Annotated in this window: 18 protein-coding genes; 7 read left to right on the top strand and 11 right to left on the bottom strand. The window is 70.4% G+C overall.

All coding sequences use genetic code 11. The features are described from left to right. Nucleotides 1-8: 8 nt before the first annotated feature. Nucleotides 9-1,931, bottom strand: a complete 1,923-nt coding sequence (gene dxs, locus MWN33_RS04150; RefSeq protein ID WP_247199018.1) for a 1-deoxy-D-xylulose-5-phosphate synthase — start codon at nt 1,929-1,931, stop codon at nt 9-11. A 213-nt stretch (nt 1,932-2,144) separates the two neighbouring features. On the opposite strand from dxs, the gene MWN33_RS04145 reads away from it, so the two are divergent. Genes MWN33_RS04145 through MWN33_RS04135 form a run of 3 tightly spaced genes read left to right on the top strand, consistent with a single transcriptional unit; the run spans nt 2,145 to nt 4,294 of the window. Then, complete coding sequence (locus MWN33_RS04145) at nt 2,145-3,407, top strand: hypothetical protein (RefSeq protein WP_247199016.1); 1,263 nt, start codon at nt 2,145-2,147, stop codon at nt 3,405-3,407. Between the two features lie 15 nt (nt 3,408-3,422). After that, nucleotides 3,423-4,010, top strand: coding sequence for a protein-S-isoprenylcysteine O-methyltransferase (locus MWN33_RS04140; RefSeq protein WP_247199014.1), 588 nt, complete (start codon nt 3,423-3,425; stop codon nt 4,008-4,010). A gap of 32 nt (nt 4,011-4,042) precedes the next feature. After that, nucleotides 4,043-4,294: a DUF1272 domain-containing protein gene (locus tag MWN33_RS04135; RefSeq protein ID WP_247199012.1), complete on the top strand. Its 252-nt coding sequence runs from the start codon at nt 4,043-4,045 to the stop codon at nt 4,292-4,294. Nucleotides 4,295-4,297: 3 nt separating this feature from the next. Here MWN33_RS04135 and MWN33_RS04130 read toward each other — a convergent pair whose 3' ends face one another. The 3 genes from MWN33_RS04130 to MWN33_RS04120 form a co-directional block, all read right to left on the bottom strand. Beyond that, nucleotides 4,298-4,720: a DUF1284 domain-containing protein gene (locus MWN33_RS04130; protein WP_247199010.1), complete on the bottom strand. Its 423-nt coding sequence runs from the start codon at nt 4,718-4,720 to the stop codon at nt 4,298-4,300. A gap of 28 nt (nt 4,721-4,748) precedes the next feature. Continuing rightward, nucleotides 4,749-4,994, bottom strand: coding sequence for an exodeoxyribonuclease VII small subunit (locus MWN33_RS04125; RefSeq protein WP_247199009.1), 246 nt, complete (start codon nt 4,992-4,994; stop codon nt 4,749-4,751). A 67-nt stretch (nt 4,995-5,061) separates the two neighbouring features. Then, nucleotides 5,062-5,991, bottom strand: a complete 930-nt coding sequence (locus MWN33_RS04120; RefSeq protein ID WP_247199007.1) for a histone deacetylase family protein — start codon at nt 5,989-5,991, stop codon at nt 5,062-5,064. A 255-nt stretch (nt 5,992-6,246) separates the two neighbouring features. On the opposite strand from MWN33_RS04120, the gene MWN33_RS04115 reads away from it, so the two are divergent. Both MWN33_RS04115 and MWN33_RS04110 read left to right on the top strand, forming a co-directional pair. Beyond that, a complete protein-coding gene (locus tag MWN33_RS04115; RefSeq protein WP_247199785.1) occupies nt 6,247-7,239 on the top strand; it encodes an L-threonylcarbamoyladenylate synthase in 993 nt (330 codons plus the stop codon). A 214-nt stretch (nt 7,240-7,453) separates the two neighbouring features. Then, nucleotides 7,454-8,755, top strand: coding sequence for a cell wall hydrolase (locus MWN33_RS04110; RefSeq protein ID WP_247199005.1), 1,302 nt, complete (start codon nt 7,454-7,456; stop codon nt 8,753-8,755). A 600-nt stretch (nt 8,756-9,355) separates the two neighbouring features. On the opposite strand, the gene MWN33_RS04105 is transcribed toward MWN33_RS04110, so the two are convergent. From MWN33_RS04105 to smc, 6 genes are all read right to left on the bottom strand, one after another. Then, nucleotides 9,356-9,838 carry a F0F1 ATP synthase subunit B family protein gene (locus MWN33_RS04105; RefSeq protein ID WP_343312391.1) on the bottom strand — a complete coding sequence of 161 codons (483 nt, stop codon included), beginning with the start codon at nt 9,836-9,838 and terminating at the stop codon, nt 9,356-9,358. A gap of 11 nt (nt 9,839-9,849) precedes the next feature. Further along, nucleotides 9,850-10,458, bottom strand: a complete 609-nt coding sequence (locus MWN33_RS04100) for a F0F1 ATP synthase subunit B (RefSeq protein ID WP_247199003.1) — start codon at nt 10,456-10,458, stop codon at nt 9,850-9,852. Between the two features lie 83 nt (nt 10,459-10,541). Continuing rightward, nucleotides 10,542-10,769, bottom strand: coding sequence for a F0F1 ATP synthase subunit C (locus MWN33_RS04095; RefSeq protein WP_247199002.1), 228 nt, complete (start codon nt 10,767-10,769; stop codon nt 10,542-10,544). A gap of 64 nt (nt 10,770-10,833) precedes the next feature. After that, the gene (locus tag MWN33_RS04090; protein WP_247199783.1) at nt 10,834-11,583 is read right to left on the bottom strand and encodes a F0F1 ATP synthase subunit A; all 750 of its coding nucleotides are present in this window, start codon (nt 11,581-11,583) and stop codon (nt 10,834-10,836) included. A gap of 134 nt (nt 11,584-11,717) precedes the next feature. Then, nucleotides 11,718-12,101 (bottom strand): AtpZ/AtpI family protein, encoded by a 384-nt coding sequence (locus MWN33_RS04085; RefSeq protein WP_247199000.1) that lies wholly within the window; start codon nt 12,099-12,101, stop codon nt 11,718-11,720. A gap of 286 nt (nt 12,102-12,387) precedes the next feature. Then, nucleotides 12,388-15,840 carry a chromosome segregation protein SMC gene (gene smc / locus MWN33_RS04080; RefSeq protein ID WP_247198998.1) on the bottom strand — a complete coding sequence of 1,151 codons (3,453 nt, stop codon included), beginning with the start codon at nt 15,838-15,840 and terminating at the stop codon, nt 12,388-12,390. Between the two features lie 195 nt (nt 15,841-16,035). On the opposite strand from smc, the gene MWN33_RS04075 reads away from it, so the two are divergent. Together MWN33_RS04075 and MWN33_RS04070 are read left to right on the top strand one after the other, a co-directional pair. Continuing rightward, entirely contained in the window at nt 16,036-16,584 is a 549-nt protein-coding gene (locus MWN33_RS04075) for an Lrp/AsnC family transcriptional regulator (protein ID WP_247198996.1), read from the top strand. Nucleotides 16,585-16,712: 128 nt separating this feature from the next. Then, nucleotides 16,713-17,684, top strand: coding sequence for a DMT family transporter (locus MWN33_RS04070; RefSeq protein WP_247198994.1), 972 nt, complete (start codon nt 16,713-16,715; stop codon nt 17,682-17,684). 7 nt (nt 17,685-17,691) lie between these two features. Here MWN33_RS04070 and MWN33_RS04065 read toward each other — a convergent pair whose 3' ends face one another. Continuing rightward, entirely contained in the window at nt 17,692-18,768 is a 1,077-nt protein-coding gene (locus tag MWN33_RS04065; RefSeq protein ID WP_247198992.1) for an FUSC family protein, read from the bottom strand. Nucleotides 18,769-18,879 lie beyond the last annotated feature (111 nt).

Below are 18,879 nucleotides of genomic sequence, written 5' to 3'. Positions count from 1 at the left end.
GGCGGCGCTCAGCCGCGCCGCAGGGCGGGCGTGGCGTCCTGCGTGCGGCCCAGCGCGGCGAACACGCCGGCCACGATGCCGTCGACATCGAGCCCGGCCTCGCGCAGCTGCCCGGCCGGCGCATCCTGTTCGATGAAGCGGTCCGGCAAAGCGAGCGTGCGCACCTTCAGGCCCCGGTCGAGCGCGCCGGCTTCAGCGAGAAGGGTCAGCACATGGCTGCCGAAGCCGCCGACCGCGCCTTCCTCCACCACGACCAGCACCTCGTGCTCGCGGGCGAGCCGCAGCACGAGATCACGGTCGATGGGCTTGGCGAAGCGCGCATCGGCCACCGTCGTCGACAGGCCGAAGCCCGCAAGCTGGTCGGCGGCGGCGAGGCAGGGGGTGAGGCGGGTGCCGAGCGACAGCAGCGCGATCTTGGACCCCTCGCGCACCACGCGCCCGCGCCCGATCTCCAGCGGCACGCCGCGTTCGGGACGCTCGACGCCGACACCCTCGCCGCGCGGGTAGCGGAAGGCGATGGGCCCCTCGTCATAGGCGGCGGCGGTGGCGACCATGTGGACGAGTTCCGCCTCGTCGGCCGCCGCCATCACCACCATGCCGGGCAGGGTGGCCAGCATCGGCACGTCGAAGGCACCGACATGGGTCGCCCCGTCCGCTCCCACGAGGCCCGCCCGGTCGATGGCGAAGCGAACCGGCAGGCGCTGGATGGCGACGTCGTGCACCACCTGGTCATAGGCGCGCTGCAGGAAGGTCGAGTAGAGCGCGCAGAACGGCTTGAAGCCCTCGGTGGCGAGGCCGGCCGCGAAGGTCACGGCATGCTGCTCGGCGATGCCGACATCGAAGCTGCGCTCGGGAAAGACGTCGGCGAACAGGTCGAGCCCGGTGCCAGCCGGCATGGCGGCATTGATGGCGACGATCTTCGGGTCGTGCCGCGCCTCCTCGATCAGCGCCTCGGCGAAGACGCTGGTGTAGGTCGGCGCGTTGGAGACGGCCTTCTTCTGCGTGCCGGTCGCGACATCGAAGCGCTGCACGCCGTGATACTTGTCGGCGGAGGCCTCGGCCGGCGGATAGCCCTTTCCCTTCTGGGTGACGACATGCACCAGCACCGGCCCGGTCGGCGCGTCGCGCACATTGCGCAGCACCGGCAGGAGATGGTCGAGATTGTGCCCGTCGATCGGCCCGACATAGTAGAAGCCGAGTTCCTCGAACAGCGTGCCGCCGGTCCAGAAGCCCCGCGCGAATTCCTCGGCCTGCGCCGCCTTCTTGCCGAGGAAGCGTGGCAGGCCACGGGTGAGCTGCTTCGCCGTCTCGCGCAGCGTGCGGTAGGTCGGCCCGGAGATCAGCCGGGCGAGATAGGCCGACATGGCGCCCACCGGCGGGGCGATCGACATGTCGTTATCGTTGAGGATGACGATGAGGCGGGAATCCATCGCACCCGCATTGTTCATCGCCTCATAGGCCATGCCCGCCGACATGGCGCCGTCGCCGATCACGCACACCACGTTGCGCGCCGTCCCTTCGAGGTCGCGCGCCACCGCCATGCCGAGGCCGGCGGAGATCGAGGTCGAGGAATGGCCGGCGCCGAAGGGGTCGTAGACGCTCTCGGCCCGGTTGGTGAAGCCGGACAGGCCGCCGCCCTGGCGCAGCGTGCGGATGCGCTCGCGCCGGCCGGTGAGGATCTTGTGGGGGTAGCACTGGTGGCCGACATCCCAGATCAGCCGGTCTTCCGGCGTGTCGAAGACGTGATGCAGCGCCACGGTGAGCTCGACGACGCCGAGCCCGGCGCCCAGATGCCCGCCGGTGACGGAGACCGCGTCGATCATCTCCTCGCGCAGCTCGGCGGCGAGCTGGCGAAGCTGCTCCTCGGGCAGGCGACGCAGATCGGCGGGTTCGCGGATCGTGTCGAGTAGCGGCGTCGAGGGACGGGTCAATCAGGGCTCCGAAAACTCAGTCGTCCGGGCAACGTACAGGCCAACGGACAGACCCGGACGAAGTTCAACGGCATACACAAAGGCTTGCCATGGCGCAACGCAAGCACAACCCGCCGCCCGCAACGGGATACCGGACGCAACAGAATGTGGAGACAACACCCCGCAGACGAGGGAGCGTTGGCCTCGCGCCCCGGCTTCCTCTAGAAAAACATCATGGAGAAACAGCCCGACGCCGCGACCGCAGCGGCCCCCGCGGAGCATTCCCCCGCCCGCCCGGCGTGGCGGCGGCTGGCGCTGTTCCTGCCGGGCCACGACCCGACGGATATGGACTACCATCACGGCCGCTTCGCCAACCAGGCCGGCCGCTACGCCGATCTGTGGCATGTCGGGACCGCCGTGAGCGAACGCCTCGACGATGGCCGCCAGCCCTATGCACGCTGGGAGGTCGACACGCAGGGCGCCAACTGGGCGACCCATACCGACTACCGCATCCTGCGCTGGGAAGACCTCGTGGTCGAGCTCGACGAGCGCCCCGACCCCGTGCGGCTGTGGCGCGGCTATGGCGGGCTGTGGGAGTTTCTGCGCGGCGGCGCGGCGCGCGGCTATTTCCGCGCCAGCCCGCGCTACGGCTTCTTCTTTTTCTTTCCCTACGTGATCTTCGCGCTGTTCGCCGCCGCCGGCGCGCTCGCCGGCTGGCTCGTCCATTGGGGCGCGAGCCTCTTCCTGCCGGAATGGGCGGCCTTGCCCGCCGGCCTGCTCGCAGCCGTCGCCGTCTTCTTCGTGCTGTTCCGCCATCCCGGGCGAGACTGGCGGCTGCATCAGGCGCTCGACGACTGGGATCTGGCGCGCGACTATCTCGCCGACCGCACGCCCGCGCTCGACGCCCGGCTCGACCGCTTCGCCGACGTGCTGGCGGAGGAGGTGCGCTCGGGCCGGCACGACGAAGTGATCCTGGTCGGCCACAGCCTCGGGGCGACGCTGATGCTCGGCGTCATCGACCGCGCGCTGGACCGCGAGCCGGGGCTGGCGGCCGGCCGCACGCAGGTCAGCCTGCTCACCTGCGGCGCCACCATCCCCAAGCTGGCCTTGCACCGGCGGGGCGACAAGGTGCGCCGGCAGGCGGCACGGGCCGCCTCGACCCCGGGCCTCACCTGGGTCGAATACCAGGCCCGTCACGACGCCATCAATTTCTACCGCTTCCACCCCGTGACGCTGCGCCGGGCCGATTTCGACCAGCCCGGCACCGCGCCGCTTCTGCGCAAGGCCAGCATCAAGCAGATGCTGAGCCACGAGAAGCTCAGGAAGCTGCGCTGGCACGCCATGCGGCTCCACTATCAGTTCCTGCTGGCGAATGAGCGGCCAGCCGCCTACGACTATTTCATGTTCGTGCTCGGCCCGCTCAGCTTCCCCGATCTCTCCTCACGGCCCGACGGGCCGGTCGGCCGCTTCGCGCCGGACGGCTCCCTGATCGCCTGAACCAACGGACCCTTCATGTCGCTTCTCGTCGCCGCCAAGATCGTCTGGGCCGCCGGTGTCATCGGCTGGTACCTCATCCGCCTGCCCTTCGAGCGCAAGGTGAAGCGCGAGCGGGTGGTGGACGCGCGCGACCGGCTGCGCGAGCTCATCCTGCTGTCCTGCTCGACGCTGGGGCTCGGCATCACGCCGCTGCTCTGGGCGACGTCCAGGGTGTTCAACTTCGCCAATTATCCCTATTCGCCGGTGCAGTTCGCGCTCGGCACGCTCACCTTCATCTTCTCGCTCTGGCTGTTCCGCCGCACCCACAAGGACCTTGGCAAGAACTGGTCGGTGACGCTGGAGATCAAGGACAGCCACAGGCTGATCACCGGCGGCGTCTATCGCTATGTGCGCCACCCGATGTACTCCGCCTTCTTCCTGTGGGCGCTGGCGCAGCTCATCCTCATACCCAACTGGATCGCCGGTCCCGCCGGCATCGTCGGCTTCGGCATCCTCTATCTCTTCCGCATCGGCCGCGAGGAGAAGATGATGCTCGACACCTTCGGCGACGAGTACCGCGCCTACAGCGCGCGCACGGCCCGCCTCATCCCCGGCGTCTACTGAGGCGCACGAGCCGGGCGGCAGGAGGAGAGACCATGCTGGAACTGCGCCCCGGCTGCGAATGCTGCGACCGCGACCTGCCGCCCGATTCGCGCGACGCGATGATCTGCACCTTCGAGTGCACCTTCTGCGCCGCCTGCGCGGCCGAGGTGCTGCACGGCGTCTGCCCGAACTGCGGCGGCGAGCTGGTGCGGCGACCGGTGCGCCCGCCGGCAGCGCTGGCGCGTCACCCGGCGTCGACGACGCGCGTGTTCAATCCGGACTGCGCGGCCCGCAAGGCCGGCTGACCGCTATCCGGTCAGTCGGACACCCGCGAAGCTGGAAGCCGCGATGCCCGTGCAGAGGCCCGACCACTGACAGCTCGCGCAGGCGGCGCGGATCGTGCCGGCGGCGAAAGCCGCCCGCAGCGTCGCGAGGCGGACGGCGTCGAGCCGTACCTCGCACCCCGCCGACAGATGGAGGCCAAGCAGCGCGGCGACGTCCGCCAGCGCCTGCGCGTCGCGGGCGACGACGCTCGCATTGCGGCAATGGCAGTCTGGCTCGCCCAGCATCGGGGCGCAGATCTCGTCCGGCCCCTCGACCAGTACGACCGGCGCCCCGGCGTTCAGCCGCGCCACCACACGCCCGTAATTGGCGACGAAGGCGGGCGTGTAGCCCTTGCCGACATAGGTCAGCAGGCAGAGCAGGTGATGCGCGCGCAGCCGGACGGTCACGGGAGGAAGCCGGCGGCGCGAAAAAGAATCACTCGCCGTCGAGCGGCTGGGTGCCGGCCGGACGGCCGTCGGCGCTGAGCGTGATCTTTTCCACGCGCGCCTCGGCGTCCTTCAGCAGCGCGTCGCAGCGCGCCTTCAGCGCCTCGCCGCGCGCGTAGAGCGTGATCGATTCCTCAAGCGGAACATCGCCCTTCTCGAGCTTGCCGACGATGGCCTCAAGCTCCGCCAGCGCCCTCTCGAAGCTCAGCGCATTCACATCCGCCGCATCGCTCATCGCATCCTCCGGTCCTGTGTCGCGCCCCTTATAGCGCGTCGGCGGTCGGTGCCCACCCCGCGGGTTCTCAGCCGTGCATCAGCGCCTTCACGTGAGCGGAGGCCGAGCGCGCCAGCCCTTCGAGGTCGTAGCCGCCCTCCAGAACGGAGACGATCTTGCCGCCGCAATGCTTGTCGGCGACCTCCATGAGCTGCTGCGTGACCCAGGTGAAGTCGTCTTCCAGCAGGTTGATGTTGGCGAGCGGGTCGCGCGCATGGGCGTCGAAGCCGGCCGAGATGATCAGCAGCTCCGGGCCGAAGGCGTTGAGGCGCGGCAGGATGCGGCTCTCGAAGGCGGCGCGGAAATGCTCGCCATCGTCGCCCGAGCGCAGCGGCGCGTTCACGATGTTGTCGCTGGTGCCGCGCTCGCCGGCCGAGCCGGTGCCGGGGAACAGCGGTATCTGGTGGGTGGAGGCGTACATCACGCTCGGGTCGGACCAGAAGATCTCCTGCGTGCCGTTGCCGTGATGCACGTCGAAATCGACGATGGCGACGCGCCCGATGCCGTGCACCTTCTGGGCGTGGCGGGCGGCGATGGCGACGTTGTTGAACAGGCAGAAGCCCATGGGCGTGCGCGTCTCGGCATGGTGGCCGGGCGGGCGCATGGAGACGAAGGCATTCTCCACCTTGCCCGACAGCACCTCGTCGACCGCCAGCACCGAGCCGCCGACGCCGCGCCAGATCGCCTCGCCCGTGCCCGGCGACATCACCGTGTCGCCGTCGATGCGCACCAGCCCCTCGGTCGGCATCGCCTCTTCCAGCGCCGCGACGAAATCCTCGGGATGCACGCGCACAATATCGGCGCGTTCGGCGACCGGGGCCTGCTCGCGGGCGAGCGTCGCGAAGGCCTCGCCCTCGAACACCCGGTTGAGCACCCGCACGCGATCCGGTCGCTCCGGGTGGCCGGAGGGGGTGAGGTGTTCGAGACAGGAATCGTGGGCGATGAGCAGCGTGGTCATGGCGTTCCTTCGGTCGATCGGGGCGAGCGCATTTTCTTGGCGCGTGTTCTTCTGATTGGAGGTGAGATGGTGGACGATATGCCACGTTTCCACCCGGAGCCAGCATGGCACGCATCCTCGGCGCCGTTTTCCCGCACGCCCAACGCTCACGCCCGTCCTTCATGCCCGGCTTGCGCGCGCGCCGTTGACCCGCCGGCGCGGACATCCTATCCGAGCCCGCCGGATGAGGGAAAGCGCGTGAGCCAGCGGCCCGCAATGACGCGAAAGACACGGGTGCTCGCGGCGGACGCCGCCGGCATCGCCGAGGCTGCGCGCCTGCTCGCGGGCGGCGGGCTGGTGGCGATACCGACCGAGACGGTCTACGGGCTCGGCTGCGACGCCACCGATGCGCACGCCGTCGCCAGCCTCTACGCCGCCAAGGGCCGGCCGAGCTTCAACCCGCTGATCGCCCATGTCCCTGACGTCGCCGCCGCGCGCGGTGTTGGGCGCCTCACCCCCGCCGCCGAGGCGCTGGCCGCCGCCTTCTGGCCCGGCCCGCTGACGCTCGTGGTGCCGGCCATCGCGGAGGCGACCAGCGAGCTCGCCCGTGCCGGGCTCGCCAGCGTCGCCATCCGCGTGCCCGCCCATGAGGTGGCGCAGGCGGTGCTGCGCGCGGCCGGGCGTCCCATCGCGGCGCCGAGCGCCAACCGCTCCGGCCACGTCTCGCCGACCAGCGCCGCGCATGTGCTCGCCGATCTTGACGGACGCATCGACCTCATCCTCGATGCCGGACCCAGCGCGGTCGGGGTAGAATCGACCATTCTCGACTGCACCGGCCCCTCCCCCGTGCTGCTGCGGCCCGGCGGGCTGGCGCGCGAGGCCATCGAGGCGGTGCTCGGTGCGCGGCTGGACAGCGCCGCACCGCCGTTAGCCGGCACGGATGACGACGATCCCGCTCCGCTGGCGCCCGGCATGCTCGCCTCGCATTACGCGCCCTCCGTCCCGGTGCGGCTGGACGCGCGCGAGGTGCGGCCGGGCGAGGCGCTGCTCACCTTTGCCGGCGCCCGCCCGCCCGGCTTCGGGCAGGCAGTGGCGCAGCGCGACCTCAGCCCGGCGGGCGATCTCGTCGAGGCGGCAGCCAATCTCTACGCGTATCTGCGCCTGCTGGACGGCGCGGGCGCGCGCGGCATCGCCGTCGTGCCGCTGCCCGGCCACGGGCTCGGCGAGGCCATCGCCGACCGCCTGCGCCGGGCTGCCGCGCCGCGCTGAACCTCGGCACCCGCACCTTCCCACGGAAAAGACGCGCTTCCCGCCGCTTGACGGTGCGGAATTAACGGTCGCGCAAGGTTAATTTGCGACAACCATGGTGCTGGGGCGCGCGGGCCTTGCCTGTCACCGACAGGGCACGCCGCAGAATGTGTGGTTGCGTTTGCGTGGGCGTCGGAGCGGGATGCGGGTCTCTACGCGCGTTCGAAGCTGGGGGATGAAGGGTGGGCTCCTGCTGGTGATGCTGGCGGGCGGCAGCGCCACCATCGGCTACCAGGACATTCTCGGCCGCATGGCCCACCAGCCCGGCGTCGCCGAGCGGGCGCGGCTCTCCATCCTCGGGGGGCCCGTGCACACGCTGAAGGCCGCCACCTTCGTCTGGCCCTCGGCCTCGGCGCTGATGTCCGGCTCGGCCATTCCCGCCCCGCCGGTCGCCGCCCTTGCCGTCGACGTCAACCGCGACGGCAAGGCGGACCGGCTCGCCCCCGCTTCCATCGAGCCGATCGACGCCGATCCGCTCGACGGCACAGCCGGCGACATGACCCCCGGCAACCTCGCGGGAGCGGGTACTGCCAGCCTCGCCGGCGCGACGACGACAGCGGCGTTCGGTATGGGTACCGGTAGCATGGACGGCACCGCCGGCGCCGGCACGGACCCTTATGAGGACAGCGACGAGGCGGACACCACCGACATGGCGAGCGTGGAGGCCAACGGCCTCTATTCGGTGCCGGCCGGCGACCCCACGGGCGACCCGACGCAGCTCGAACAGGCCGCGCAGGCGATGGGCGCCGAGGGTCCCTTCGTGGACATCAACGTGCCGGGCGACGGCGCCCTCGCCGCCATGGACGAGGATGAGGACGAGCCCGGCCGCAGCTATTACGAGACCGACCCCGAGCTGCCGCTCTACCGGCAGAACGCCTTCATCTTCGGGCTCGACCAGTCGGCGCTGCCGCCGCAGCCTTTCCTCCACCTCTCCCCCGGCGCGCCTTCCGCCTCCGCCGCACCGGGCGACAGCGGCACCACGACGGCGCCGAAATCCGACAGCGGCGACGCCGCCCGCCTCGCCGAGGGGCCGAGCCCCGCCGAGCGCCTCGGGCTTTCCGGCAAACGGCGCGAGCGCGCCGAGAAGTGCCTCGCCGAGGCGGTCTATTTCGAGAGCCGTGGCGAGCCCAGGCGCGGCCAGATCGCGGTGGCGCAGGTGGTGATGAACCGGGTGTTCTCGGGCTACTACCCCTCCGACATCTGCCGCGCCGTCTACCAGAACGCCAAGCGGCGCTTCGCCTGCCAGTTCACCTTCGCCTGCGACAACATACGCGACGTGGTGACCGAGCCGCGCCTGTGGGACCAGGCGAAGGAGATCGCCTCCGACATGCTCGACGGGCGGGTGTGGGACGAGAAGGTCGGGCGGGCGACGCATTATCATGCGCGTTCCGTGCGGCCGAACTGGATCCGCGAGATGCGCAAGCTCGACCGCATCGGCGAGCACACCTTCTACCGCCCGCGCCGCTGGACGAGCTGACGTAGGGGATCTGGTCAAATTAGACGAGAACCTCAGGCAAAGCGGATTAATTGAAGACTGTGCGAACTCAAGCCGAGTGTGGGCATGATAATCGGCTATGAGTATTGATTTCTTCTACAGACATCCCATTTGGCGCGCATCTTTGGGCGCCTCGAAGGATGTGGTGCATGCGGACTGACGAAGCTAGTATTCGTACCGAGCAGGCCAGGGCGGATGCGGAGAGTTTGATTTCATCCGTCTTCCAGGAACTGCAAGGCAAGGAATTGGACGGATGGGGAAGCAACGCTATGAGCCACGCGATCATAGCGTTCCGGCAAGGGGCTTATCACTTAGCCGTCGCTGACTGCGACGCAGTGCTCCTTGCCGATCATCTTCGTAGTCAAGAATTCAATCCCGTTAGGTCTCATTCCAAGAAATGCCTCGCTCGGCAATGGGAAGTTGCCCGACGACAGCCGACGCTTCAACGGGAGAAGTTTGGCGCAATCAACGTCGACTGTTGGTGCGAATCGACAGCTCAGCGAGATGATTGCCCCTGATAGTCGGCACAAAAAAAGGCCGGGCATCGCCCGGCCTTTTGATAGCGTAGTATCGCGAACTCGCTCAGTTGAGCTTCGACTTCACCTCGCTGACGGCCTCGTTGAGCAGCCGGTCGGCGGTCTCGCCGACGACATGCGCGGCGAGCAGGGTTTCGGAAGCCTTCACCGCTGCGTCGGCGGCGGCGGCCTTCACCTCGGCCAGCGCCTGCGCCTCGGCCTGGGCGATCTTCTGCTCGGCCATCTTGGTGCGGCGGACGATGAGGTCCTCGAGCTTCTGCTTCGCCTCGGCGGCGAGACGCTCCGCTTCGGCCTTCGCCGTGCTGACGATCGCCTCGGCCTCTTCCTCGGCCTCGCGCTGGCGGCGCTTGAATTCGGCGACCAGCTTCTGCGCCTCTTCCTTCAGGCGGCGCGCCTCTTCCAGCTCCTTGCGGATGCGGTCGCCGCGCGCGTCGAGCTGGCCGAGAATGCCGGAGAAGGCGCCGGCCTTGGCCAGCAGCCCCATGAAGATGACGAAGGCGACGGCAACCCAGAAAGTATCGCTACCCACGGTGCGCTCCCTCAGTTCTTGATGGCGGCGTCGACCGCCGCCTCGACCGCCGGCTGGGCGGGCGTGGAACCGACGAGCGTCTGGACGATGGCGCCGGCCGCGTCGACGGCAATGCCGCGGACATTGGTGAGCGCCGCGGTCTTGGTCGCCGCGATCTGCTGTTCGGCCGCGTGAAGCTTGGCGGAAAGCTCGGCCTCCAGCGACTTGCGGCTCGCCTCGGCCTTGGCCGCCAGCGTGTCGCGCGTCTCGGTGGCGATGCCGTGCGCCTTGTTGCGGGCGGAGGCGAGCGCCTTTTCATAGGCGACCGCCGCGGCCTCGCTCTCGGCCTTCAGCTTGCCCGCTTCCTCGATGTCGTCGGCGATGCGGTCGTGCCGCTCTTCGAGGATGTTGGCGATGCGCGGCAGAGCGACGCGGCTCATCAGCACGTAGAGCGCGCCGAACGCGATCACCAGCCAGATGAGCTGCGAGGGGAAGGTGTGGACGTCGAAGGGCGGGAAGCCGCCGCCGTGCGCCTCGGCTGGTGGCACCGCAATCTCCACGCCGTTTGCCGCCGGCGGCGAGCCGGCGGGCGTCGCCTGCGCGACGACGATGATACCGGCCGGACCCTGGGTCTCGGACATGGTTCAGGCTTCCTCGATCGATGCGGACGTCGGCTCAGCGCGGCGCGGGCGCACCGAAAGGGTGCGCCCGCGACCGGAAAGCGTCAGACCACGAAGAGCAGGACGAGGGCGACGACGAGCGAGAAGATGCCGAGACCTTCCGCGAGCGCCGCGCCGATGAAGGCGCGGGCGAACTGGCCGTCGGCCGCCGACGGGTTGCGCAGGGCGCCCGAGAGGAAGTTGCCGAAGATGGTGCCGACGCCGATGCCGGCGAGGCCCATGCCGAGCGTGGCGATACCGGCGCCGAGGAACTTGGCGGCTTCCGCTTCCATGATCTTCTCCTGTTGGATTAGTCAGACTGGTTGAATGGCTGGATGAGGTCCCGCGACGCGCCGATCAGTGGCCCGGATGCAGCGCGTCGTTGAGATAGATGCAGGTCAGCACCGCGAAGACGTAAGCCTGCAGGGCGGCGACCAGGAATTCGAGGGCGGTGAGCGCCACGACCATCGCCAGCGGCAGCACGGCGCCAAACCAGCCGGCGACGCCCGAGGCGGTCATCATCACGATGAAGCCGGCGAACACCTTCATGGCGATGTGGCCGGCCAGCATGTTGGCGAACAGACGCAGCGAGAGGCTGATCGGCCGCGAGAGGAAGGAGATGACCTCGATCACGACCATGAAGGGCAGCAGGAAGGCCGGCACGCCCGACGGCACGAACAGGTGCAGGAAGTGGGTGCCGTGGCGCACGAAGCCGTAGATGATGACCGTGAGGATCACCAGCAGCGCCAGGGCGGCGGTGACGATCAGGTGGCTGGTGACGGTGAAGGCATAGGGGATCATGCCCACGAAATTCGCCGTCAGCACGAAGATGAAGAGCGAGAAGACGAGGGGGAAGAACTTCATCCCCTCATTGCCCGCCGAGCTGCGCACGGTGTTGGCGACGAACTCGTAGGAGAGCTCCGCCAGCGACTGCAGCCGGCCGGGGACCAGCGTGCGCCCGCGGGTGGCGAAGGTGAGGAAAAAGAACACCAGCGCCACGATGCCGAACATGAACGCGGCGGAATTGGTGAAGGCGAGCTCGATGCCGCCGGGCTGCCCCAATTCCACGATCTTGTGGATCTGGAACTGATGGATCGGATCGATCACGCTGCCGCTGGCCATCGCCGGTCGCTGCCCTCAACACGCGGCGCCCGCAGGCACCGCATCCCCATTCCAAGACACCGTGAACCGGCGCCGCCTTGTCGTCCGGGCGCCCGCCACGAGGGCCGGCGCCGAAAATCCTATGCGCCGCCCTTCGGCGGCGTCTTGCGGCCACCCTCGCCGGCGGCGCGCATCATGTTCACAATCCCGGCGCCGAAACCGAGCAGCATGAACACGATCATTCCCCACGGCGCGATGCCGAGAAGGCGGTCGAGCCCCCAGCCGAGGCCGGCACCGACCAGAACCCCTGCGACGAACTCGCTCCCCAGCCGGAAAGCGAGCGTCATGCCGGCCGACGAGGACGTCCGGTCGACGACCTTGGACGCCTTTTCTTCGGCCCTGCGCTCGGCCTGCACCTTGTCCAGCGCACTGCCGAGGCCGTGAAGCCGGCCGGAAAGCTCGGCCTCGGAGGCCTCCGGCAGCCCCGAGCTCTTCTGGTCGTCCGCCTTGTCCCGGTCGCCCATCGTCCACGCTCAAGCCTGACAGGAGAAGGATTTCTCCACCCCCAAAGCCGGGCGCACCATAGTGTTCGCCCCATGGGGTGTCAAGGATGTGAACACATCTTTCAAGTCATTGAAATGACACAGAAAATGGGAGACGTGGACGCTCTGTCGCAGGCGCTGGAGGCCCTGTTTCGCACCAAGGGAAGCCGCTCGCGGGTTTTTGGCATGCCAGAGCCGGCGCGGGAATACGGCGAACGCCCCATGACGCCGGATGGAGGAGCCGGCCGGCGGCCGGCCGGGGGCGCGCTCAGCTCGCCTCGCGGTAGCTCTCGGCGGTGGCGAGGTCGACGGAGACCAGCTTCGACACGCCCCGTTCCGCCATGGTCACGCCGAACAGCCGGTTCATCCGGCTCATGGTGATCGGGTTGTGGGTGATGGTGACGAAGCGCGTCTCGGTGAGCCGGCGCATCTCGTCGAGAAGGTTGCAGAAGCGCTCGACATTCGAATCGTCGAGCGGCGCGTCCACCTCGTCGAGCACGCAGATCGGCGCCGGGTTGGTGAGGAAGACGGCGAAGATGAGCGCCATGGCGGTCAGCGCCTGCTCGCCGCCCGACAGCAGCGAGAGCGACTGCGGCTTCTTGCCCGGCGGCTTGGCGATGATGTCGAGCCCGGCTTCCAGCGGATCGTCCGAATCGGTGAGCACCAGCTGCGCCTCGCCGCCGCCGAACAGCGTCGAGAAGAGCTGCCGGAAATGGCCGTCGACGACGATGAAGCTCGCCTGGAGGCGCTCGCGCGCCTCGCGGTTGAGCCCGTAAATGCCCTGTCGCAGCCGCTTGATCGCCTCGGTCAGGTCGTCGCGCTCGGAAGCGAGGCCCTTGTGCTGGCCCTCGATCTGCGTGAGCTCTTCCTCGGCGCGCAGATTGACCGCGCCGAGCCGCTCGCGGTCGGCCTTGAGGCGCCCGAGCTCGGTCTCCACATCGGCCACCGCCGGCAGGGCGGCGTCGGGCGCCAGCCCGGCGATCTCGCGCGCATCCTCCGGGTTGCCGTCCAGCACCTCGCCGATCTCGCGCTCCAGATCCTGCCGGCGCTGGCGGGCGGCCTCCACGCGCGCCTCGGCGCGCGCGCTCTCCTCGCGGGCGGTGGCCAGCGCGTCGAGCGCGGCGCGGGCGGCCTTCTCGGTCTCGGCCTGCCCCGATTCGGCGGCCGTGAGCGCGTCGGAGGCGGCGCGGCGCGCCTCCTCGGCACGGGCGATCTCGTCGAAAAGCGCGCGGCGACGCGTCGCGAAATGGGCCGGCGCATCCAGCAGGCCGTCGCGCTCGCCGGCAGCCTCGACGATACGCGTCTCCAGCGCCGCCACGCGCTCGCCGGTGCCGCCCGCGCGTCCCTCCCACGAGGCCCGCTCGGCGGCGATGGCGGAGAGGCGGCGGGCGCGCTGCTCGCGCTCGCGGAGCTGCGCCTCGGCGCGGGCGCGCACCTCCGCCAGCACGGCGCGGTCCTGCGCCACGCGGGCGCGAATCTCGGCGAGCCACGCCTCGCCCTCGGCGGCGGGCGGCTGGGCGGCGACGGCCTCGCTCGCCTCGGCAAGCGCGGCTTCCGCCTTCTCGCGCTCGACATCGAGCCGCACCAGATTGGCGGCGAGCGCGGCGAGGCGGGCATTCTGCTCCCCGGCGGCCCGCTCGGCGCGGGAGAGTTCCTCGCGCGCGGCCTCCATGGTGCGCAGCGCGGCGCGGCGGCCCTCGCGGGCAGCGTTCTCGCGGGCGCCGGCGGCACGCAGCGAGGCTTCCGCCATCTCCAGCGCGGCGCGGTGGATCGTCACCTCGGCGCGCGCGCCCTCCAGCTCGGCCTCGATATCGGCGAGGCGGTTGCGCTCGGCTAGGCGCCGGGCAGCGGCGGTCGGCGCGTCGGCGGCGGCGGTCAGCCCGTCCCAGCGCCACAGGTCGCCCTCGCGCGAGACGAGGCGCTGGCCGGGCTTGAGAAGCGCGGAAAGCCGGGGGCCGTCATGGGCCAGCACCACGCCGATCTGGGCGAGACGGCGGGCCAGTTCCGGCGGCGCCTCGACATGGAGCGCCAGTGCCTCGACCCCCTCGGGCAGCGACGCGTCGCCCGTGGCGTCGACCAGCGCCCAGTGCACGGGCGCCTCGGCATCCGCCGGAGCGTCGAGATCGTCGCCCAGCGCCGCGCCGAGCGCGCTCTCGAAGCCGCGCGCGACACGGATGGAATCGAGCACCGGCGGCCATTGCCGGTGCGCGCCGACGTCGAGCAGCTTGGCGAGGGTGCGCGCCTCGGTCTCAAGGCGCTGCGCCGCGCGCTCGGCCTCGGCGAGCGGGCGGCGGGCCTGATCGAGCGCGGCGCGGGCGGCCGCGTGGGCGTTCTCGGCGTCGAGCGCGGCGGCCTCGGCGCCGGAGAAGGCCTCCTGCGCCATGTCGGCGACCTCGCGGCGCTCGTCGAGCCGGGCGGCGCCGATGGCCTCCTCAAGCTGGCGACGTTCGCCGGCCAATGCCTGCGTCTCGCGCTGGAGACGGGCGAGGCGCTCGCCTTCCTCGCGCAGCGCGCGCTCCAGCGCCCCGCGCCGGGCGGCGCTCTCGGCATTGGCGGCGGTCGCCTCGGCGAAGTCCCGCTCGGAATCGGCCAGCCGAGCGGCGGCCTCCTCGCGCAGCGCCACAGCCTCGGCTTCAAGCTCGGCCACCTGCTCCTGCGCGAAGGCGAGTTCCTCCGCCTCCTCGACAAGGCGCTCCAGCATGGCACCGGCATCGGCGGCGAGCGCCCGTTCGCGCTCCATGTCGCCGGCGAGCTGGGTCAGGCGGCGGTCGAGTTCTTCGCGGCGGGCGCCCGCGCGGGTCTCCTCGCGCTCCAGCTCGCCGCGCGCCAGCGTCAGCCTTTGCAGGGCGGCGGCGGCGGCGGCATCGGCCTCGCGCAACGCCGGCAATCCGTGCGCGGCGACACCGGCCGCGCGGGCGGCCTCGCCCTGTGCCAGCGTGCGCGCGGCGACCTCGCGCACGGCGAGGTCGAGCGCGCGGGTCGCCTCGCTGAGCCCGCCATTCGCCTCCAGCCAGCGCAGCCAGAGCAGCGCGGCTTCCCCTTTGCGGATGTCGGTCGAGAGAACGCGGTAACGCACCGCCTGACGCGACTGGCGGCGCAGCGCGTCGAGCTGGCCGGCGATCTGGCCGATCACGTCCTCAAGGCGGGTGAGGTTGGTCTCGGCGGCGCGCAGGCGCATCTCCGCCTCCTGCCGCCGCGCATGCAGGCCGGCGACGCCCGCCGCCTCCTCCAGCAGCCGGCGACGCGCCGAGGGCTTGGCACCGACGATCTCGCCGATCTGGCCCTGCCGCACCATGGAGGGCGAGCGCGAACCGGAGGAGGCGTCGGCGAACAGTATCTGCACGTCGCGCGCGCGCACCTCGCGCCCGTTGATGCGGTAGGAGGAGCCGGCCTCGCGTTCGATGCGGCGGGAAATCTCCAGGAAGTCGGCGTCGTTGAACACCGCCGGGGCGGAGCGGTCGGCGTTGTCGACGGTGAGCACCACCTCGGCGGTGTTGCGGGACGGGCGCGTGGTGGAGCCGCCGAAGATGACGTCGTCCATCCCCTCGGCGCGCATCGCCTTGTAGGAGCTCTCACCCATCACCCAGCGCATCGCCTCGACGAGGTTCGACTTGCCGCAGCCGTTCGGGCCCACGACGCCGGTGAGGCCGGGCTCGATCAGCATGTCGGTCGGCTCGACGAAGGTCTTGAAGCCGACGAGGCGGAGGCGGGTGAACTTCATGGCCCTAGGGTGACGCCGGCCAACCACAAGTTCAAGTGGATGGCGGGTGGCGATCCACGACATGTTGCGGCTTGCGAGCTGCACGACCGCCTGCCGGCGGCCTGACCAATGGCCTATTGCGGCCGCGCGGCTCCTGCCGTCACACTGCGCCTTGCCGCCCGATTCTGCCGCGAAATGGCCTTATGGAGACAGATCATGCGCGCTCCAGCGCTCGACATGTTCGATCTGCGCATCCTGCGTGAACTGCAGCAGGACGGCAGGCTGACCAATGCCGAGCTTTCCGAGCGCATCGGCCTGTCGCCCTCGCCGTGCCTCAGGCGCACACGCCGGCTGGAGGAGGAGGGGCTGATCGCCTCCTATCAGGCGCGGCTGGAGCCGGGACGGCTGGGGCTGGGCGTGCTCGCCTTCATCCATGTGCATCTGGAACGGCAGGTCGAGGAGGCCGCCCGCGCGTTCGAGGCGGCGGTGCTCGCGCTGCCACAGGTCGTCGCCTGCTACAGCGTGACGGGCGACAGCGACTACATGCTGCATGTGGTGTGCGAGGACCTCGACGGCTTCGCCCATTTCGCCCATGACATATTGATGGGCCTGCCCGGCGTGCGCGGCGTGCGCTCCTCGCTGGCGCTCAAGCGGGTGAAGGAAAGCGGGCATCTGCCGCTCGACCATCTGCGCCCCGTCGCGACGACCGATTCCGCTGCCGAAAAGACAGGCAGCGAGATGACGCGACCGAAAAAGCCCGCCTGAACGGCAGAATCTGCCGCCGTCAGGGCTCCAAGCGCCCGAGAACGCAAGGACATGCCGAACTAGGTCAATTACACTGACCTAATCAGGCATCTTTCCCTGTTCCGCTCGGCACTCACGGGAGGCGCGTCGTGGCATTGGTGGCAGACACGTTTACCCCGCTGGTCTCCCGTACGGCCGGCTCGTTCCGCACCGCCGGGCTCGGCACGCCGGCCAATCTCGCCGCGCTGGCGCTGGCGGGCGCCGCCCTGCTGTGGTCGGGCAATTTCCTCGCCGGGCGGCTGGCCGCCGACATCGTGCCGCCGGCAGCCCTCTCCGCCGCCCGCTGGGCGCTGGCCTTCGCCCTGCTGCTGCCTTTCACCGGCCCTGAGATTCTGGCCAAACGCGGCGAGATCGCCCGGCGCTGGCCGTTCTGGCTCGCCTGCGGCGTACTGAACATCGGCGTCTTCACCGTGCTGATCTATGCCGGCCTCGCCCATACCAGCCTCGTCAATGGCTCGATCATCGGGGCGGCGGCGCCGATCCTTGTCGGCCTGTTCGGCTGGCTGCTGCTCGGCGAGCGCACCTCGGCCCGCTCGCGGCTGGCGCTCGCCGTCTCCACCGCCGGGGTCGGGCTGATCGTGCTGCGCGGCGACATCGCCACGCTGGCGCGGCTCGACCTGCATGGCGGCGACGTGCTGCTCTTCCTCGGCATCGCCGCCTTCGCGCTCTATGCCGTGCTGTTGAAGCGCTTCCCCACCACGCTCTCGCCAGCTGCTGCACTCACCGTGAGCATTCCCTTCGGCCTCGTCGCGCTGGCGCCAGTGGCGCTGTGGGAGATCGCGACGCTCGGGGCGGACGCCGCGCGGCCCGGCGCCATCGTGTTGCTGGTGCTCTATGTCGGCAGCCTGCCGACGCTCGGCTTCATCCTGTGGGCCCGCGGGGTCGCAACGCTGGGCCCGACGCGGGCGGGCCAGTTCCTGCAGCTCATGCCGGTATTCGGCGGCGCGCTCGGCATCGGGCTGATCGGCGAGGCGATGCAGCTCTATCACGGCCTCGGCTTCGCGCTGGTGCTGGCCGGCCTCGCCCTGCGCGACCGCCGCCTGCCGGAAGGCGGGGCCTGACACACGCCTAGCGGCGGCGCAGCAGGCGCTGACCGAGCCGGTCGAGCTCCAGCGCGACGAAGGCGAAGACGCAGCCCACCATGACGTCGACCAGCCGCTCGACGATATCGCGGGCGGCCCCGCCGACCCCGCCGGCGACCACTTCCAGCAGCAGCATGATGAAGGCGGTGAGCGCCGCCGCGCCGAGCGTACCGTTGAGCTGCTGCGCCGGCCAGCGCAGCAGCGCCGCCACCGCCATGCCGGTGAGCAGTGCGGCATGGGCGGTGAACAGGAAGCCGAAGGCCAGCGCCGCGAGGATGCCGAGCAGGGTGCCGAGGATCTGCTGGCGCATGAGCTGCCGGCTCGCCAGCGAATCCGCCCGAAGCACCAGCACGATGGCGATCAGCGCCCAATAGGGCCGGTGCAGGCCGAGGGCGAGGCTGGTGAACAGGGCGAGCGGCACCGAGATCGCCACCGCCCCCGCGAAAATCCAGCGCTCGCGCTCGGTGGCGCGCAGCCGCGCCAGCAGCGCGCGCGGGTCCGGCGCCGCCGAGGGCCGCCACAGGCGCACCGCCACGTCCCATCCGAGCGACACCAGCCACGCATAAAGCACGAAGCCGGCCACCACGGGCAGGTCGAGCGGCTGCACCGGCGCATAGAGCGCGCCGACGGCGAGCGTCAGGCACAGGAAGCGGGCCGCGGCGGCGGCGCCGGCGTCGATGCTCTCCACCAGAGCGTAGAGCGCCCCGGCGAGTGCGAAGGCCAGGATGACGAGGCCGGTATGGTGCGCCACAAGCGTGCCGATGCCGGTGCCGGCGAGCACCACAACACCCGCCGCGCCGATCCAGACGAGCCGCTCCAGCACCGGCCCGCCCTTGTCGAGGGTAAAGCCGAGGATGCAGGTGAGCATGGCGTAGATCATCCAGGTATCGACGCCGACGACGAGGCCGCAAACGATCGGCGCCATCACCGTGAGGGCGAAACGCACGGAGCGGGCGATCAGCCCGTCGCCATGCCAGCGCGGCAGATCGCCGGCGGCCGGCAGCGGCGCTGCGGGGGGCGGCGTTTCGGGCGGTGGCGATGGTTTACCGATGGTTTCGACCATGTCGCGTTCCCCCGGTGATTACCTTTACCCGGTCTTTACCCTGCGCGACGGAGATTGTGGACAGGCGCCGCCGCGCATCCCTCGGGTCCGGCGGCGGCCGCGTGAGTGTTG

It is taken from the genome of Ancylobacter koreensis (assembly GCF_023016525.1).
GTDB lineage: Bacteria > Pseudomonadota > Alphaproteobacteria > Rhizobiales > Xanthobacteraceae > Ancylobacter > Ancylobacter koreensis.
This window is presented reverse-complemented; position numbering and strand designations above follow the sequence as displayed.

Bases quoted from the DNA above. Each gene is read 5' to 3' on its own strand.
- MWN33_RS04145 (WP_247199016.1), top strand. From the start codon at position 2,145: ATGGAGAAACAGCCCGACGCCGCGACCGCAGCGGCCCCCGCGGAGCAT.
- MWN33_RS04140 (WP_247199014.1), top strand. From the start codon at position 3,423: ATGTCGCTTCTCGTCGCCGCCAAGATCGTCTGGGCCGCCGGTGTCATC.
- MWN33_RS04135 (WP_247199012.1), top strand. From the start codon at position 4,043: ATGCTGGAACTGCGCCCCGGCTGCGAATGCTGCGACCGCGACCTGCCG.
- MWN33_RS04125 (WP_247199009.1), bottom strand. From the start codon at position 4,994: ATGAGCGATGCGGCGGATGTGAATGCGCTGAGCTTCGAGAGGGCGCTG.
- MWN33_RS04120 (WP_247199007.1), bottom strand. From the start codon at position 5,991: ATGACCACGCTGCTCATCGCCCACGATTCCTGTCTCGAACACCTCACC.
- MWN33_RS04115 (WP_247199785.1), top strand. From the start codon at position 6,247: ATGACGCGAAAGACACGGGTGCTCGCGGCGGACGCCGCCGGCATCGCC.
- MWN33_RS04110 (WP_247199005.1), top strand. From the start codon at position 7,454: ATGAAGGGTGGGCTCCTGCTGGTGATGCTGGCGGGCGGCAGCGCCACC.
- MWN33_RS04100 (WP_247199003.1), bottom strand. From the start codon at position 10,458: ATGTCCGAGACCCAGGGTCCGGCCGGTATCATCGTCGTCGCGCAGGCG.
- MWN33_RS04095 (WP_247199002.1), bottom strand. From the start codon at position 10,769: ATGGAAGCGGAAGCCGCCAAGTTCCTCGGCGCCGGTATCGCCACGCTC.
- MWN33_RS04085 (WP_247199000.1), bottom strand. From the start codon at position 12,101: ATGGGCGACCGGGACAAGGCGGACGACCAGAAGAGCTCGGGGCTGCCG.
- smc (WP_247198998.1), bottom strand. From the start codon at position 15,840: ATGAAGTTCACCCGCCTCCGCCTCGTCGGCTTCAAGACCTTCGTCGAG.
- MWN33_RS04075 (WP_247198996.1), top strand. From the start codon at position 16,036: ATGCGCGCTCCAGCGCTCGACATGTTCGATCTGCGCATCCTGCGTGAA.
- MWN33_RS04065 (WP_247198992.1), bottom strand. From the start codon at position 18,768: ATGGTCGAAACCATCGGTAAACCATCGCCACCGCCCGAAACGCCGCCC.